The sequence below is a fragment of the Subtercola frigoramans genome, assembly GCF_016907385.1.
GTDB lineage: Bacteria > Actinomycetota > Actinomycetes > Actinomycetales > Microbacteriaceae > Subtercola > Subtercola frigoramans.
Window position 1 is genome coordinate 1163430 of sequence record NZ_JAFBBU010000001.1, and the last position, 16043, is coordinate 1179472.

15 protein-coding genes and 1 tRNA gene are annotated in these 16043 nt (G+C 62.4%); 13 read left to right on the forward strand and 3 right to left on the reverse strand.

Going from position 1 to position 16043, the window contains the following annotated elements:
• The first annotated feature begins 1 nt into the window (after position 1).
• Positions 2-958, forward strand: coding sequence for a DUF3027 domain-containing protein (locus JOE66_RS05630; RefSeq protein ID WP_307827068.1), 957 nt, complete (start codon positions 2-4; stop codon positions 956-958).
• Positions 959-1034: 76 nt separating this feature from the next.
• Here JOE66_RS05630 and serC read toward each other — a convergent pair whose 3' ends face one another.
• Entirely contained in the window at positions 1035-2147 is a 1113-nt protein-coding gene (gene serC / locus JOE66_RS05635) for a phosphoserine transaminase (RefSeq protein ID WP_205107531.1), read from the reverse strand.
• 89 nt (positions 2148-2236) lie between these two features.
• On the opposite strand from serC, the gene JOE66_RS05640 reads away from it, so the two are divergent.
• The 4 genes from JOE66_RS05640 (at position 2237) to JOE66_RS05655 (ending at position 6281) form a co-directional block, all read left to right on the forward strand.
• Positions 2237-2929 (forward strand): iron-dependent transcriptional repressor DtxR, encoded by a 693-nt coding sequence (locus JOE66_RS05640; RefSeq protein ID WP_205107534.1) that lies wholly within the window; start codon positions 2237-2239, stop codon positions 2927-2929.
• Between the two features lie 450 nt (positions 2930-3379).
• A complete protein-coding gene (locus tag JOE66_RS05645) occupies positions 3380-4171 on the forward strand; it encodes a C40 family peptidase (RefSeq protein WP_205107536.1) in 792 nt (263 codons plus the stop codon).
• A 32-nt stretch (positions 4172-4203) separates the two neighbouring features.
• Complete coding sequence (locus JOE66_RS05650) at positions 4204-5373, forward strand: hypothetical protein (RefSeq protein ID WP_205107538.1); 1170 nt, start codon at positions 4204-4206, stop codon at positions 5371-5373.
• Positions 5374-5783: 410 nt separating this feature from the next.
• A complete protein-coding gene (locus tag JOE66_RS05655) occupies positions 5784-6281 on the forward strand; it encodes an HNH endonuclease (protein ID WP_205107540.1) in 498 nt (165 codons plus the stop codon).
• A gap of 76 nt (positions 6282-6357) precedes the next feature.
• On the opposite strand, the gene JOE66_RS05660 is transcribed toward JOE66_RS05655, so the two are convergent.
• Together JOE66_RS05660 and JOE66_RS05665 are read right to left on the reverse strand one after the other, a co-directional pair.
• Positions 6358-7692 carry a C40 family peptidase gene (locus tag JOE66_RS05660; RefSeq protein ID WP_205107542.1) on the reverse strand — a complete coding sequence of 445 codons (1335 nt, stop codon included), beginning with the start codon at positions 7690-7692 and terminating at the stop codon, positions 6358-6360.
• Between the two features lie 176 nt (positions 7693-7868).
• Positions 7869-9224, reverse strand: coding sequence for a coiled-coil domain-containing protein (locus JOE66_RS05665; RefSeq protein WP_205107544.1), 1356 nt, complete (start codon positions 9222-9224; stop codon positions 7869-7871).
• A gap of 195 nt (positions 9225-9419) precedes the next feature.
• Here JOE66_RS05665 and JOE66_RS05670 point away from each other — a divergent pair.
• The 8 genes from JOE66_RS05670 (at position 9420) to JOE66_RS05705 (ending at position 16001) form a co-directional block, all read left to right on the forward strand.
• A tRNA-Arg gene (locus JOE66_RS05670) sits at positions 9420-9491 on the forward strand.
• A gap of 306 nt (positions 9492-9797) precedes the next feature.
• Positions 9798-10046, forward strand: coding sequence for an SHOCT domain-containing protein (locus JOE66_RS05675; protein WP_205107546.1), 249 nt, complete (start codon positions 9798-9800; stop codon positions 10044-10046).
• Between the two features lie 70 nt (positions 10047-10116).
• On the forward strand, positions 10117-12285 hold the full coding sequence (locus JOE66_RS05680) for a heavy metal translocating P-type ATPase (RefSeq protein WP_372435477.1): 2169 nt from the start codon (positions 10117-10119) through the stop codon (positions 12283-12285).
• Positions 12286-12361: 76 nt separating this feature from the next.
• Entirely contained in the window at positions 12362-12643 is a 282-nt protein-coding gene (locus JOE66_RS05685) for a metal-sensitive transcriptional regulator (RefSeq protein ID WP_205107548.1), read from the forward strand.
• Positions 12644-12702: 59 nt separating this feature from the next.
• Positions 12703-13029, forward strand: coding sequence for a heavy-metal-associated domain-containing protein (locus JOE66_RS05690; RefSeq protein ID WP_205107550.1), 327 nt, complete (start codon positions 12703-12705; stop codon positions 13027-13029).
• Entirely contained in the window at positions 12989-13531 is a 543-nt protein-coding gene (locus tag JOE66_RS05695) for a DUF6153 family protein (RefSeq protein ID WP_205107552.1), read from the forward strand. Before JOE66_RS05690 ends, JOE66_RS05695 begins: the two co-directional genes overlap by 41 nt.
• 56 nt (positions 13532-13587) lie before the next feature.
• A complete protein-coding gene (locus JOE66_RS05700) occupies positions 13588-14220 on the forward strand; it encodes a DUF305 domain-containing protein (protein WP_239518235.1) in 633 nt (210 codons plus the stop codon).
• Between the two features lie 206 nt (positions 14221-14426).
• Positions 14427-16001, forward strand: a complete 1575-nt coding sequence (locus tag JOE66_RS05705; protein ID WP_205107554.1) for a serine hydrolase domain-containing protein — start codon at positions 14427-14429, stop codon at positions 15999-16001.
• The last annotated feature ends 42 nt before the right edge of the window (positions 16002-16043 follow it).

Consider the following 16043-nt stretch of genomic DNA (forward strand, 5'->3'; position numbering starts at 1 on the left):
CGTGTCTGACGGAACAGAGGTCAGTCAAACCGACGGCATCGCCGCGGGGGAAGAACCCTCAGCGCTGAGCCCAGCGCCAGAATCACCGATGGTGGGCGATGCCCCCGTGGGCGAGAACACTGCTGGCGGCGAAGAACCGATTGCTGCCGAAGAACGGATTGCGGCCGATGAACCTGGCGTCTTCGAGCCGGATGCGGTCTTGCTGGCTTCTGTCGATCTGGCGCGCGGCGCGCTCGCAGAGGTGACCCCCGCCGCATCCATCGGTGAATTCATCGGCCACCACGTCGAGGGTGAGCACGTGCTCAGCCTGTTCTTCGCTTCGAAGCTCGCCGGCTATCCGGATTGGCACTGGACGGCTACTCTGTCGCGGGTCGGTGACGAGACCGAACCGACCGTGCTCGAGGTCGAGTTGCTGCCGGGTGAGACTTCGATTCTCTCGCCGGAGTGGGTCCCGTGGGCCGACAGATTGACGGCCGACGCGATCGTCGACGACTCGGAGAGCGAGTTCGACGACGATGACGATGACGACGACGAAGAGCGCGACGACGAGTCCGAATCCGATGATGGCGATGAGGGTTCATCCGATGATGAGGAAACCGATGTCGAAGACGAAGACGAAGACGACGTAGATGACGATGACGATGACGATGACGATGACGATGACGATGACGATGAAGGTATCGACGCCAGCGAGATCGCGGCCCGTGCCCTGCGCAGGGATCGAGACGGAATCGACATCGACACCATCGCCGAAGAGGGGCTAGACATTGACGGACTCGACGATGGTGAGCTCGACGTGGGCCGACTGGTCGCCTCGCGCGAGGACACCGCTGAGCTGATCGAAGACAGCCTGGTCGGGGCTTTCGACGATTCGGGTGAGAGCCCCGATGGCGACACCGACAACGACCAGACCGGCACAGGCCCTGACGAAGACACGGAATTCGACCGCACGTACTGATTCAGGCACGCAAACGAAGAAAGAGCCTTCCGAAAGCAATTCCGGGAGGCTCTTTCTCTATTCGGACCAGGTCAGCTCAGAGATTCTCGACCACGTACTCGATGCTGGCGATCAGGGCCCTCACATCGGCCGGATCGATGGCGACGAACGTTGCAACTCGCAGTTGGTTGCGACCGAGTTTGCGGTACGGCTCGGTGTCGACGATCCCGTTGGCACGAAGCACCTTCGCGACAGCCGCAGCGTCGATCGACTCGTCGAAGTCGATCGTGGCGACGACCTGCGAGCGGTGCTCGGGGTTGACGACGAACGGCGTCGCGTACGTCGACGCTGTCGCCCAGTCGTAGAGCGCAGACGACGACTCCAGCGTGCGGGCCGAGGCCCAGGGCAGTCCACCGTTGTCGTTGATCCAGCTCACCTGGTTGTCCATCAACAGGAGGGTGCTGATAGCCGGAGTGTTGAGCGTCTGGTTGAGACGAGAATTGTCGACGGCGTTCTTGATGCTCAGGAACTCGGGGATGTACCGGCCAGAGGCCGCGATCCGCTCGACGCGCTCGATGGCGGCGGGGGAGAAGAGCCCGAACCACAGCCCGCCGTCAGACGCGAAGTTCTTCTGTGGTGCGAAGTAGTAGACGTCTGCCTCGGTGATGTCGAAGTCGACGCCGCCGGCCGCGCTCGTGGCGTCGATGACAGTGAGTGCGCCTTCATCACCATGCACCCGCTTGACCGGTGCCATCACGCCCGTGCTCGTCTCGTTGTGCGGCCAGGCATAGACATCGACGCCCTCGATGACCTCCACCTCGCTGCGGGATCCGGCTTCGGCTTTGATCACGTGGGGTGCTGTGAGGAACGGTGCGGCCGCGGCGGTCGCGAACTTCGCACCGAACTCGCCGAAGGTCAGGTTCTCGCTGCGCTGGTCGATGAGGCCGAAGGCCGCGGCGTCCCAGAACGCCGTCGAGCCGCCGTTGCCGACCACAACTTCGTACCCGTCAGGCAGTGAGAAGAGAGTCGTGAGCCCCGAGCGAACGCTGCCGACGAGGTTCTTGACCGGTGCCTGACGATGAGAGGTGCCGAGAATGGATGCCCCGCGAACCTGGAAGTCAGCAAGTTGTTCAGCGCGGATCTTCGACGGGCCGCAGCCGAATCGACCGTCGGCGGGCAGGAGCGAAGAGGGAATGGTCACGTCAGGCATGACCCGAAGTCTACCGATCGCAGGCACTTCGGATTCAACCGTGACAGTAGGCTTGTACTCTGCGCGCCACGTAGAGCAAGGAGCGGCCGTTGGCAGACCTGATCGACACCACCGAGATGTACCTTCGCACGATCCTTGAGCTCGAAGAGGAGAACATCAATCCTCTGCGCGCCCGGATTTCAGAGCGCCTGGGTCATTCCGGTCCGACGGTGTCGCAGACCGTTGGGCGAATGGAACGCGACGGACTCGTTGTGGTGTCGACAGACCGCCACCTGGAGCTGACCGACGTCGGCCGACGCAAGGCGATCCATGTGATGCGCAAACATCGCCTGGCCGAAAGGCTGCTGAGCGATGTGATCGGGCTCGAATGGGAGTTCGTGCACGAGGAGGCATGCCGGTGGGAGCATGTGATGAGCGAGCAGGTTGAACGACGGATTCTGGAGATGCTCGATCATCCGACCGAATCGCCATACGGCAATCCGATTCCCGGCCTCGAAGAGCTCGGCGACGTCGAAGCTGTGCCCTTCACCCGGGGAGTCGTCAACATCGTGACGCTCGTCCACGGCGCAGTGGGCGCGCAGACGAAGACGATCAAGAGGCTGGGCGAACCGGCTCAGGTCGACCCCGAGTTGCTTCTGCAACTGAAACAGTCGGGCGTCGTGCCGGGCAATCGCGCAGCGTTCTCTGCCGCGGGCTCCTATGTACTTGTCGAGGTCGAAGGATTTTCGCAGGGCCTCGAGCTGCCGAACGAAGTGGCGAGCCACATCTTCGTCGGCATCTGAACGAAAAGTGTTCGTTACCAATTTGTTGCAATTCGCCGTTTCGGGGTGACAAACGCTGGTGCCTCCCGTATCCTCGAACAAGTCCGGAGGGCCGTGAGAACGGTCACACGACATTATCGAGACACAGAAAACTAGCCGAAAGCGGTGCTCTTTTCCCGAAGAGCGACACCGCCATGGCGAGGCGACATACCTAGATGCCGCATAGTGCCGGAGGAACACACTTTGACTTTTTCGAGCGACCAGCTTGGCTCAGACGAGCAGAAGAACAACCCGAAAAACCCTGAGCCACGTACCAGCTCAGCCAGTCTGCCGCAGACCAGGCGCTCGCTTCGCGAAGCCGCCTCTGCCGAGACGAACGGGCACCGCCCCGAGACTCGCTCCCTCTCAACACCTGCCGTTTCAGCACCCGCCCTTTCAGCGCCTGCAGGTCCAAAACCTGCAGGTTCAGCGATGGCTGCGAGGCCGGCTAGCTCGACCCAGCAGATCGCCGCAGTGCAGCCGCGTCAGAAGCACCGCATCGGCAAACCGACCAAGCGCGGGATCATCAGCACTGTGGTCATGACGGCCGCAGCGGCACTCGTCGCAACGATGGCGTTGCCCGCGTACGCGTTCAGCATGAACGGCGCCTTCGACCCCTCGACTGCCAAGACGGCGGCTCTTGCTTCGGGCCAGCAGACCCTCGAAGTCGATGCCACTGCGACAGACGCTGCGGTGAACCGCGACAACTACCAGGCACCCACCAAAGAAGATCTCCAGGCCGCCAAAGACGCAGCAGCTGCTGCCGCGGCGGCAGCTGCTGCGGCACAGGCAGCCGCACTCAAGGTCGCTGCCGTCTCGTCGACGACCAGCACCGCAGCGACGACGGCGTCTGGTGTCGCCTTCAATCCGCCGTCAGGCCCCTACAGTGGCGCTGCGGTTGTCGCGTACGCCATGCAGTTCGTCGGCGTCGTCCCCTACGGCTCCGGCGCCAGCCCCGATACGAGCTTCGGCTGCGATGGGCTCACCCAGTACGTCTTCAAGCAGTTCGGTATCAATCTTCCCCGCACGGTGAGCAACCAGGCCGCTGCGGGAACCCGTATCTCGGCAGCAGATGCGCAGCCGGGCGACCTCATGATCTACTCGATCGGACACGTGGGAATCTATGCAGGCGGCGGCAAGATGATCGACTCGCCTGACTGGGGTCGCTTCGTTGAGTACCGACCGGTGTGGGGCAGCTACTACTTCGTTCGTCTGGGTATCTGAGCCATCCGTCCCCTCACTCGTATGGTTGATCTGTGACTGACGGATTCGCAACGCGCCGCGAGCGGCGCGAGGCAGAGGCGGCCGCCGCCGCGCTGGGTCAGCTTCTGAGCACCACGCCGGACTCCACAGACACGCCGGTGGTTGCACACCATGTTGTAGTCCCAACGGCTCCCGTCGTTCAGATCGCTACCGTTGCTCCCATCGGGCTGGGCGTGCCAGTCACTCGGGCTGAGACCGTTTCCCCGAGCGTCCATGTCTCGTCGAGCACCCCTGTAGCAGCGAGGGTTACCGCGAACAAGGTCAGCGTCACGAAGTCCGGCGTCACGAGGCCCAGCGTCACGAAGCCCAGCATCAAGAGGCCTACCGTCACGAAGCGTTCGCTGGTCAGCGCCGTCGTCATGACGTTTGCCGCTGCCCTTATCGCAACGATGTCACTCCCGGCCTACGCCTTCACAACCAACGGCGCCTTCGACCCGTACGAAGGCGCTGCATCCCTGACCGCCGGCCAACAGAGCATGGAGAGCGGCGCAGGCAGCTCACTCATCATCAGCCGAGACAACTACCAGGCGCCGAGCCAGGAAGAACTCAAGGCGAAGAAGGCTGCCGAAGCTGCAGCAGCGGCCGCCAAGCTTGCCGCGACCCTGCAACTCTCGTCGACCGGTGCCGTCACGGCTTCGGCCTACCCAGCAGTGGTGTCGCCCGAAGTGCAGGCACTCGCCTCATACCTCATGGCGGCAGTCGCCTCGGGAAAGCTCGTCGGATCCCGGCCCGATCACATCAAGGAGATCGGCTATCTCGCGAGCGGACAGGCCGTTGCGAACTGCGGTGTGGACTTCCGCGTCCTGCAGACAATCAAGGTCGCCGTCGACAACTTCGACAAGGTCGGGGTGAGCGACATCAACAGATTGTGTACCGGTCAAATCGAGGGTGCAGGCACGAATTCCCCGCACTACCGCTCCGGCGGTGGTCATGCCCTGGACTTCTACATTCTCAACGGTCACTCACTCACCGGTGGAGACTCGGATTCCATGAAGCTGCTGCGACTGCTCGACCCGCTGGTGCCCGCAAACACCAACGTGGGTCAGGCGGGGTGCCGGTCATCCGGTTCGGGGTTCGTCAATATCTCGGAGTTCGCTGACTCGTGCAGCCACCTGCACATCGACTTCATCAGTGCGCGTGGTGCGCAGCTGAGCGGGGTCTGAGCACCTTCTGCTCGGGCAACGGCAGCGTTTTTTCGTCCAGCCGTGCGATGGGCCGTTCGTGAACACGCGGTTACAGCTTGCCGACAGAACCCGCGATGTGTACGGCAGCGACCGATTTGTTTGTTAGCCTGTGCCAAAGATATTTTCTCGAGTCCACGGGAGAGTTCGTGAACGGTCAAGGCAGCATCCCAACCACGGGTGACCGCCTTCTTCGCGCGCGAATACTCACCTGCGTGCTTCAGCATCGGATACAAACCACTGCCACCGTGCGTGTGGGTAAGGCGTTGTCATTGTGACAGCGCCTTTTTTTGTGCCCGTTCGGCGCGCATCATCACCCCGTAGACCCCGATGAACGATCTTCGCAACATCGAATGTCTGGCAGCCGGCCAGGCCTTTTCGAAAGGGAGAACATGCGAACGTTGGTACTGAACGCGGGCTACGAACCGCTGGGGGTCGTTTCATTTCGCCGGGCGCTGGTGCTCGTCATGAATGACAAGGCGCGAATCGTTGAGAGTGACGAAGACGCGCCGGTGTGGGCAGCGTCGGGTGCGTACGAGCGCCCCTCGGTCATCCTCCTCACGCGCTATGTGAAGATCCCGTCGTCACGGCAGGTTCCGGTGAGTCGCCGCGGAGTGCTTCGCCGCGACAACCAGCGCTGTGTGTACTGCGGCCAGGGCGCCACCACGGTTGACCACGTTCAGCCGCGTTCGCGGGGGGGCAAAGACACCTGGGAGAACCTGGTCGCCTGCTGCCTGCGCTGCAACAACATCAAGAGTGACAAGACGCCTGCAGAGATGGGCTGGTCGATGAACTCGCAGCCCAGAATGCCGCACCACGCCGGCTGGTTCGTGCGTGGCGTCGAACGCGCGCTACCGGAGTGGGAAGGCTATCTGCAGTCAGCTGCCTGAGCTTCAGCTGCCTGAGTTCGCAGTTGCCTGAGTTCGCGGTTGCTGCAAGATGCACGGCACTGCAGGATGCACGGCCCTACACGATTCGAATGAAGAAGTAGCTTCCCCAGAGGCCGTGCGCGTGCGTGACGTAACGCCCCCAATCGGGCGAATGGATCACGCCGCCGTGCCCGTCGTAGATGCCGATGTGGGCGTTTGGCCACACGACCAGGTCGCCCGCGCGAACCTCAGAGGAGGAGACGCGAACACCCATCGCGGTCTGGCGGCTCACCAGTCTCGGTAGGGAGATGCCGAAGTGCCCGTACACCCACTGGGTGAGGCCGTCGCAACCGAATCCAGCACTGGGGGAGGCTCCCGCGCTGTAGGGAACGACACCGACGTACTGTTCTGCGTAGGCGACGACGGCATTACCGTCGAACGGCTGCGTGGGGGCATCGGTGACGGGCGCCGTGGAGCCGCCGCCTGACGATCCGCCTGACGATCCACCGCTGGAGCCACCGGAGCTGCCTGCCGAATCGCTGGAGCCACCGGTGTTCGAGCTCGGCGGGTTCTGCGCGGCCTGGGCTGCCTGTGCGGCAGCGGCAGATTGGGCCGCGGCGGCCGCAGCCTGTTCGGCTTCGACTTTGCGCTGCTCCTCGGCGGCGACCCCGGCGTTGTAGTCCGCTTCGGTGGTGATCGCCCCGGTGGTGAGCGCGGCGAGCTGGACTGTCATCTCGGATTCGTGGTTGTACTGCTCGAGCAAGGTGGCTTTGACCTGCTGCTGGGCGGCGACGGCGTCCGCGAGAGAGGCTTGTGCAGCATCCGCCAGCACAGTCAGTGCCTGCTCTGCGGCGTCGGCCTGGTCGCTCAGGGACTGTGCAGAGTTTGCGTCCTGGGTGGCCTGGCTGAAGATCTTCTTCGACGTCTCGCTGAGCTTGCTCATCGCACCGAGCTGGTAGAGCAAGTTGTCACTCTTGTCGCCGGAGACCAGCAGTTGCATCGACAGGTCGGTGCCTGCCGATCGGGCGAACTGGGCGGTCAGTGCGGCCGCCTGCTTGTGTGAGGTCGCGGCCTTCGTGGCGGCATCCGTGGCCTGCAACTTCAGTTGATCTGCCTTGAGAGTTCCCGCGGCGAGGGCATCGTGCGCCTGCTGGTTCTCTGACCAGCGTTGGTCTGCCACGGCCTGGGCTGCGTCGACCTGCGTTTGAAGACCCGAGATCAGCGACTGCAGCTGCGCGATCTCCGCCTGCTTGGCGGCTTCGTTGTCACGAGCTGCGACGACGTCGCTCCAGCTCGGGTAGTTCGTTGCGAATGCCGGGCTGCCGGCTGTGAGGCTGCTCGCCACGGCAAGACCCGTGACGGCCAGACCGACGAGCAGAACCCGCCAGGGCGCCACGGTCTTCATCGTGGGCGGTGTGGCGGGTGACTTCATCGGGCCTCGAGACTAGTAACAACTGTCACAGGAGTAACAGAAGTCACACTCGCAACTCCTATAACACCAACATCAGCGTTAACAGTAGCAACACACCGGCGTTTCGTGTATCTCGGTATTTTTTTGCCGGTGAGCGAGCCTGTGGTCGGGCCGGATATCGTGCGGTGCGTGTCGGGCTAAAAGTCGTCGATGTGCAAATGGTCGCAGGTATCGTAGAAGTCTGAGAAGTTGCGGAAGCCGATCTCTGTTCCCGCATTCACGCGGCAATTGCGCTGCCCGAGGCCTGAGCCGTACGGCATGATCGGGTCGAGTGCTTTGATCAGGTTGATCGATGCGTTGTTCGCACCCGTCACGCCTGACCCGCCGACGGAAGTGAAGTCAACGGCGTGGCCGCCACCGTTGCGGTAATGAGCGGATGCTGTACCAGCGCCCTCGATCTGACCGGTGCAGCGGCGGCTGATGTCGCTCACGCCTGCGCTGCCGAACGTTCGCACGGCGGTAACCATCGCCTGGAGGATGACCACGTCGATGCCGCAGTTCGCCACGGACTTGCCCTGTGCGATCCACGCGATCTCGAAGATGTGGTCGGGGTACGAACCGTGGAACCGGCCCGCGCTCACATAGCCCATGAGTTCTTCGGCCAGGGCCTGAGCGTCGCCCGAGACGGGGCCGACGCTCACGACACCACCGTTCTCATAGGCGGCAGCGGCGGCGGCTGCAGCAGCGGCAGCGGCGGCCGCCGCCGCGGCGGCTGCCGCTGCAACGCCGGCCTGGTACTGCTCTTCTGTGGTCGCGACGTTCGACTGGAGAGAAGCCAACTGCGCCTGCAGCTCACCCTCGTGCGCCGTCTGCTCGTTGAGCGCGGCGATCATGTCGCGCTGAGCCTGCCCAGCCTGCTCGAGCGCAGCCTGGGCTGCCGCTGCGAGGCCGGCAAGGGCATCCTTCGCCACTGTGGCCTGCTCGCTGATCGACTGGGCCGTGTTCGCGTCTTGTTTGGCCTGGTTGTAAATGTTCGAGATGGTCTCACTGAGCTTGCCCATCGAGCTGAGCTGCGAGAGCAGGTCACTGGCCTGGGTCGCATCGCTGCCGAGCAGGAGGCTGGTGATGTTGTTGCCGCCGCCCGAGCGCGCGAAGGTGGCGGCAATGAGGGCGGCCTGGCGACTAGAGGTGTCGGCTTTCGTCTTCCACGATGCGGCGCTCGCGGCAAGGGAGTCTGCCTTGCTCTGGCCCGCGCTGAGGGCGGCCTGTGCTTTGTCGTCTTCGTCTGTACGCTGTGCCACGAGCGCCTGTGCAGCCAGAGCCTTCGCCTGGAGGTCGGCGATCAGTTTGGTGATCGCATCGACTTCGCCCTGTTTTGCCGATTCGCTTGCCCGTGCGGCCTGCACGTCGTCCCAGCTCGGGTAGTCGGTCGCATAGGCAGCGGGGGCGCCGAGAACCGTGCTGACGACGGTGAGAACGATGACCATGACCCCGACGGTTGTGTTCCGGAGTCGCGTGAGACGAGTGGGTCTTCTGCGGGATGGTGTCTTCATAGATCCTCTAGGGCTCGGCACGCAGCATTACAGCCGCAACTCCAGTCACATGTCTAACATCCCCGTGGGTGAGAGGCGGGAGCGTGCCGCGGCATTTCGTCAACCCGAGGGGTGCTGCCGTGTCATCCGGATGCCCGGGCCGGTCTGGCCCCGATTCTCGACTCGGGGCCGGCGGGCTGTAAACTCATGCGGTCAGCCTCTGTAGCTCAATGGAAGAGCAAGTCCGTCCTAAGGATTAGGTTGGGGGTTCGAGTCCCTCCAGGGGCACTAACCGGAATAGCGATCGGAAGGTCGACCGGAACATTTCAGTGCTGTCTCGCGGACCGATTGTTGGGAAGAATCTCCGCCCGCCGCCCTTCTGCCCATTGTTCAGAACGCATCCTGACCAGGGTGTTTCGATAGCCGAGGCAGTGCTCGGCTGAGAAACGGTCAGGCAAGGGGACCTCGATCAGCGCCCGACCCGTAGCAGTCGCGATGGATCGGGACCAAAGACTCTGGCACGGTCTTTGGATGGTTGGAAACCTGGAAGAAGCTCGCAAACGCACACGCTTGCGAAGACGAGGAGACGTGGCCATGTGGGGATACGGATACAACATGATGGGCTGGGGCTGGCTCGTCGGGGCAGCGTTCGTGGTTCTGATCGTCGTTGCGGTGATCGTCGTTGTACGGCTTGTTCCCGGGCGGGCACATCACGCCGAGGCCGCCCCTCCTTCGCCTGTGGGTACTCGGACCCCGCGCCAGGTTCTAGATGAGCGCTACGCCAGGGGCGACATCGCAACCGAGGAGTACCTCGAACGCGTCAAGCATTTGGGTTCCGCCTGACCTGCAAAGGCATGTTAGCGATCTGTTTGCCGCTCTTCACAGATACCCCCACGGGGTATACAGTGAGTGCATGAGTCAACACAACCAGCACTCAATCGATGCGCCCGAGGTTCACCACCACGAAGCAATGGCAGAGCACAAGATGAGCGGTCAGGGCGGCATGGATCATTCGAGTCATGGCGGTCACTCCGGTCACGGAGATCACGTCGGTCAGTTCCGGCGCCTGTTCTGGGTCATGCTCATCGTTGCCGTGCCCGTTGTTGTTTTCAGCAGCATGTTTGCGATGATCCTGAACTATCAGTTGCCCGACTTCCCATTCGTGGCTTGGATTTCGCCCGTTTTCGGAACGGTGATGTACGTCTGGGGCGGACGCCCGTTCCTGGTGGGCGCGGTCGCGGAGTTGAAGGCTCGCAAGCCCGGAATGATGCTGCTCATCGCGCTGGCGATCACGGTTGCGTTTCTTGCCTCGTGGGGTGCGACCCTGGGGCTGCTGGATCACCAGCTCGACTTCTGGTGGGAGCTGGCGCTCCTGATCGTGATCATGCTTCTCGGGCACTGGATCGAGATGCGTTCCCTCGCCCAGACCTCGACTGCGTTGGAATCGCTGGCTGCGCTTCTCCCGGACGAAGCGGAGAGGGTCGATGGCGAGAGTACCGTCACGGTATCGTCATCCGAGCTTGTGGTGGGTGATCTGGTGGTGGTGCGCCCAGGAGGGCGGGTTCCTGCCGACGGTGAGGTGACCGAAGGCACAGCTGACGTCGATGAATCGATGATCACGGGTGAGTCGCGGGCTGTTAGTCGCAGCGTCGGCTCACATGTCGTTGCTGGCACGGTTGCGACCGACAATGCGCTGCGCGTGCGCGTGACGGCTGTCGGCGACGATACTGCTTTGGCGGGCATCCAACATCTTGTGAGCGAAGCCCAAAATTCCACGTCCAAGGCCCAGCGACTGGCCGACACCGCTGCAGGATGGCTGTTTTGGTTTGCGCTCGGATCAGCCGCCATCACAGCCATTGTCTGGACGTCACTTGGCGCACCGGATGACGCGGTCATCCGCACGGTGACAGTCCTGGTCATCGCCTGCCCGCATGCGCTGGGTCTAGCCATCCCTTTGGTTGTGTCGATTGCGACGGAGCGCGCTGCCAAGGGTGGAGTGCTAATCAAGGACCGGCTTGCTTTGGAGGGTATGCGCACGGTGAATTCCGTGCTCTTTGACAAGACAGGCACCTTGACCCGCGGCGAGCCCATCGTTTCGAAGGTCGCCGTCGTGGATGGAGTCTCAGAAGAGGAACTGCTCTCCTGGGCAGCCGCGGTCGAGGGCGACAGCGAACACCCGCTTGCCAAAGCAATCATCACCGCGGCCAAGACGAGCAACCTCACCAGTCTTCGGGCCACAGACTTTCAAGCCTCGACCGCGGTCGGAGTCACGGGAACCGTCGACGGTAAGAAGATCAGCGTTGGCGGGCCGAGCATGCTAGGTTCCCACGCTGCCGCACCAATGGCGGCGACCTCAGCGTGGGAGAACGACGGGGAGATCATCCTGCACGTTCTTCGCGATGGCCAGGTCGTGGGCGCCATCGCGCTGGCCGATGAAATCAGACCGGAATCGCGGCAGGCGGTCAATGCGCTTCACGCGCTGGGTATCCAGGTCGTCATGATCACCGGAGATGCTGAAGCTGTCGCCCAGTCCGTCGCCGCCCAACTCGGCATCGACAGGGTGTTCGCAGGCGTCCATCCCGAAGACAAGGCCGCGAAAGTCATCGAGCTGCAGAAAGAGGGCCGCAAAGTCGCGATGGTCGGCGACGGGGTGAACGATGCGCCCGCACTGGCCCAGGCGGATGTCGGAATCGCGATCGGCGCTGGCACCGACGTTGCCATCGCATCTGCCGGTGTCATCCTCGCCAGCGACGACCCCCGGTCGGTCCTCTCCGTGATCGAACTGTCCCAAAAGAGCTATCGGAAGATGAAGCAGAACCTCTGGTGGGCGGCGGGTTACAACATGATCGCGGTGCCGTTGGCTGCGGGTGTTCTCGCGCCGATCGGATTCATCCTCCCGATGGCTGTCGGGGCCCTGCTCATGTCAGCATCCACTGTGGTCGTTGCCCTGAACGCTCAGCTTCTTCGACGTCTTGATCTCCGCCCTGAAATCAGTGCAGGTGAAGTATTTGCCGAACAGACTCCGGCCTCACGAAGGGATGACCAAGAGGAAGAGCCAGTGCGTGCAGGGCGTCCGGGCTGACGCGAGTCACGGTTTGACAAGTCACTATCTCAAGCATAGATTGAATACCCCATAGGGGTATGTTGAAAGGTTTCGGATGGTCGGCTACGCGCACAACAAAGAGGATCTGTTGAAGCGGCTTCGACGGGCCGAGGGCCAGGTGCGGGGCATCCACCGGATGGTGGAAGAAGACACCTACTGCATCGATATTCTCACCCAGGTGTCTGCTGCAACCAAGGCGCTCGAAACCGTAGCGTTGGCACTACTGGACGACCACCTGGCGCACTGTGTCGCGGAAGCTGCCCGCGAAGGCGGCACGGTCGCTGACGACAAGATTCGCGAAGCGTCCGCCGCTATCGCACGACTGGTGCGGTCCTGACAGCATCCAGCACTAACCAACATCTATGAGGAGAAGCGATCATGTGCAGTACCAGCCATATGAGCAACGACATTGGTCTGACCGACAAGAACCACGAGTGCGCGTGTGGCCCTGATTCTCACGCTGCAGCAACCAGCAGTACGCATCTCGCGCCGGTCGGAACCGACGTCACGCGTGAGCACTACCTCGTCGAGGGCATGACCTGCAGCCACTGCGTCGCAAGCGTGACGGAAGAGGTTTCGGCCATCGACGGTGTCGAGAGCGTGAGCGTTGACCTGAAGGCGGGCGCGGCCTCCCGAATCATGGTCGTCAGCGACCGCCCAGTGCCAGTCGAACAGGTTCGCGATGCTGTCGTCGAAGCGGGTTACACCCTGGTCGTGGGGTAACGATGAGTATGACCAGGGCGGAGATCCCTCGCTGCGCCGGTGGTCGATTGTGGTGCTGATGACGCTGAGCAGTCTCAGAAAGCTCACCCTCCATCGACTTGCGATTCGACGCACACTCATGTTGCTGACCTTCGTCGGTGCAATACTCGTTGGCTTGTTGGCGATGCACACGTTCTCGTCGGCTTCCGACGGGCACATGTACACTGCGGTGCCCATGTCCACTGACATAGGTGCGCACGCAATCGATCACGGCATGGCCGCTCCCACCCAGGCGATGACAGCCACTGATTGCGATGGAATGTGCGACCCGACGCACGCCATGGCGGGTATGGCATGCGTGCTCGCATTGCTCATCTCCGGACTGATGTTTGCGATCACGACGTCCCGGCGATGGTCGAGTTTTCGTACACGATTACGCGGTCGGTGGCTCGTTCTCGCCGCGACCGCCGTGGCCGGGATGCCGCCACCAGATTTGAACGCACTTTCCATCAGTAGGACCTGATTCAGCACGCCCGCAATCCGGGAACTTCCGCGCGCTGAAAATCACCCCTCTACTGATTGGAAAAACAACTCATGCTAAAAGTACGTTCAAGCCTCGCCCTCGTCGGCGTTCTCGTCGCGACGATTGCTCTATCCGCCTGCGCAACGACAGAAACGAATACGACGATGAGCGGCGGGATGATGGACACACCCTCGTCCACACCCTCCGTATCAGTTGGGAACACAGGAGCCTTCAACGACGCCGATGTCGCGTTCGCGATGGGGATGATTCCTCATCACAAGCAGGCCATCGATATGGCCGACACAATCCTCGGGAAGAGCGGAATCGATCCGAAGGTAACCGATCTCGCAACCCGCATCAAAGCGGCACAGGATCCGGAAATCACCGAGATGACTGCGTGGCTTACGACCTGGGGAAGCCCGATGGATTCAATGTCGGGCATGTCGGGCATGGACTCAGGCATGATGTCTGACAGCGAGATGGCTGCCCTCGACGCATCCTCCGGCACCGACGCAGCGAAACTGTTCCTCACTCAAATGACAACCCATCATCAAGGTGCCATCAGCATGGCGAAAACCGAAATCAATCAGGGCAAGAACCCGGACGCGATCAACCTTGCCAGCTCGATTGTCACCAGTCAGTCTGCTGAAATCACGGAAATGGCGACGATCCTGAGCACCCTAATGTAGAACTCATTCGCCGCTCTTTGGGGTGGCTAGGGCTAAATGCCCTGCCCGCCCCAAAGAGCAACGGCGTTGCCCTCGTGCCGATCACACGACGCGGCCTCGGTAACGAAGCAGGATCTCTGCCCTGGCTGAATGGGTGGGGTTGGTGTTTGCAGGGTCGACTCGTTCGAAACGGTGAGAATTCCGCGGCAATTGATTACAGTTGTGGAATGCGGTCGCCAGCCCGCCACAACGTGTCGCGTCGTCGAGGCCTTCGACGCCGGGTGTTCGCTGCCGCCTTGGCGGGGCTGGTTCTCACGTCGTTCGCTGCGCCGAGCCTCGCAGTGGATAGGTCTACGTCACCTGCGACCGCTGCTGAGCTCGACAGTTTTGTGCAGCAGCAACGATCTGATCTCGGTCTGCCGGGTGTCGCGGTCGTCGTGCTCTCCAAGAACGTGGTCATGTTCGAGGGAGCCTATGGGAGCGCCGGGCCCGCCGGTCGGCCGGTCACCATCAACACCCCCTTCGCGCTGGGGTCGACGTCGAAACAGTTCACTGCTCTGGCCGTGCAGCAGCTGATCGTGCAGCGCCGAGTCACTCTTGTGGACACGGTCGGCGCGCTCCTACCCGAGCTGAGCGGCGGGAGCAGTCCGTTCGCGGGCGTAACCATTGCACAGCTGCTCAGCCACACTTCAGGAATCAGTACGCACGAGGGCGATGAAGAGTTCAACCCGTGGCCGTCGGTAACGTCAATCGACGACGAGACCCGACGAGTGCTGCAATCGCAACCTGTCGGGCCGGCGGGGGCTGACTTCGAGTACTCAAACGCCAACTATACGATTCTCGGCGCGATCATCGATCACATCACCGGACTGTCCTTCGAAGACGCGCTCCAGACTCTGGTGGTGGTGCCTCTCCGGTTGACGTCGACCACGAGTGATGAACGTGTCGCTCAATCAAGGGGGCTGGCTGACGGGTACTACCCGTGGTTCGGCGCATTCAGCACCGCAACCCCAGGAGCATGGTGGCCGATGGGTGCACCCTCTGCGTTCATCACCTCGACCGCGACGGATCTCACACGTGTCTTGCAGGCACAGCTGGGTGCATCATCCGGAATCGACGCGTCGACGCTCGAAGCGTCTCGCACGCCGTTGACCCGGGTGGACCAGTACAGCCAGTACGCGAGCGGCTGGTACGTTCGCCCCTTCTGGGAGTTGCACGACAATGACGAGAACGGTCTGGACCCCAGCCTGCCGACGTTGTGGGAGCACCCGGGTAGTACGGAGCGGTCGATGTCGTATCTGGCGTTCGCGCCGTCGATGGGCCTCGGCGTTGTTGTGTTGAGCAATTACGCCCTCGGTACAGACCAGGACAAACTGTCGCGCTTCACGACGGCGCTGCTTCACAAGATCGTCGGCACGACCGACTCGCCGGCTTCGGTCGACGCGCTCACTTCGGCAGCGCCGTTGTTGATGGTCGCGCTTCCGATTGTTCAGCTACTGATGTTCGGGTGGCTCGTGTTCGCTCTCGCACGGCCTCGCCCGTCGCGTGTCGGCAGGTGGATGCCGCTCCTTGTGGGAGGGTTCGTTACGATTGCCACTGTCTTCATAGCCGTGGTCGTGGTGCCAGGGCGCACCGGGGCATCGCTTTTTGAGCCGAGCTGGTGGAACAGCACGCCGGATCTCGCGGTCTCGGTCGGTGTCGTGTTGTTGTTTGCTGTGGGCTGGGTCGTGGCGTTCGCGGTGGCGCTTCTCAAGCGGCTCGTGCGTCGGCCTTCGGGAGTGAGTGACGCCGTGCGGAGCTGAAGTGTGGCGCTCACCTTGTGAAAACGCAGTCTTGTCCTGCAC

Excerpts from the sequence above, each read along its gene's own strand:
- serC (WP_205107531.1), bottom strand. The coding sequence starts at position 2,147 with ATGCCTGACGTGACCATTCCCTCTTCGCTCCTGCCCGCCGACGGTCGA.
- JOE66_RS05645 (WP_205107536.1), top strand. The coding sequence starts at position 3,380 with ATGGCTGCGAGGCCGGCTAGCTCGACCCAGCAGATCGCCGCAGTGCAG.
- JOE66_RS05655 (WP_205107540.1), top strand. The coding sequence starts at position 5,784 with ATGCGAACGTTGGTACTGAACGCGGGCTACGAACCGCTGGGGGTCGTT.
- JOE66_RS05660 (WP_205107542.1), bottom strand. The coding sequence starts at position 7,692 with ATGAAGTCACCCGCCACACCGCCCACGATGAAGACCGTGGCGCCCTGG.
- JOE66_RS05665 (WP_205107544.1), bottom strand. The coding sequence starts at position 9,224 with ATGAAGACACCATCCCGCAGAAGACCCACTCGTCTCACGCGACTCCGG.
- JOE66_RS05675 (WP_205107546.1), top strand. The coding sequence starts at position 9,798 with ATGTGGGGATACGGATACAACATGATGGGCTGGGGCTGGCTCGTCGGG.
- JOE66_RS05680 (WP_372435477.1), top strand. The coding sequence starts at position 10,117 with ATGAGTCAACACAACCAGCACTCAATCGATGCGCCCGAGGTTCACCAC.
- JOE66_RS05685 (WP_205107548.1), top strand. The coding sequence starts at position 12,362 with ATGGTCGGCTACGCGCACAACAAAGAGGATCTGTTGAAGCGGCTTCGA.
- JOE66_RS05690 (WP_205107550.1), top strand. The coding sequence starts at position 12,703 with ATGAGCAACGACATTGGTCTGACCGACAAGAACCACGAGTGCGCGTGT.
- JOE66_RS05695 (WP_205107552.1), top strand. The coding sequence starts at position 12,989 with ATGCTGTCGTCGAAGCGGGTTACACCCTGGTCGTGGGGTAACGATGAG.
- JOE66_RS05705 (WP_205107554.1), top strand. The coding sequence starts at position 14,427 with ATGCGGTCGCCAGCCCGCCACAACGTGTCGCGTCGTCGAGGCCTTCGA.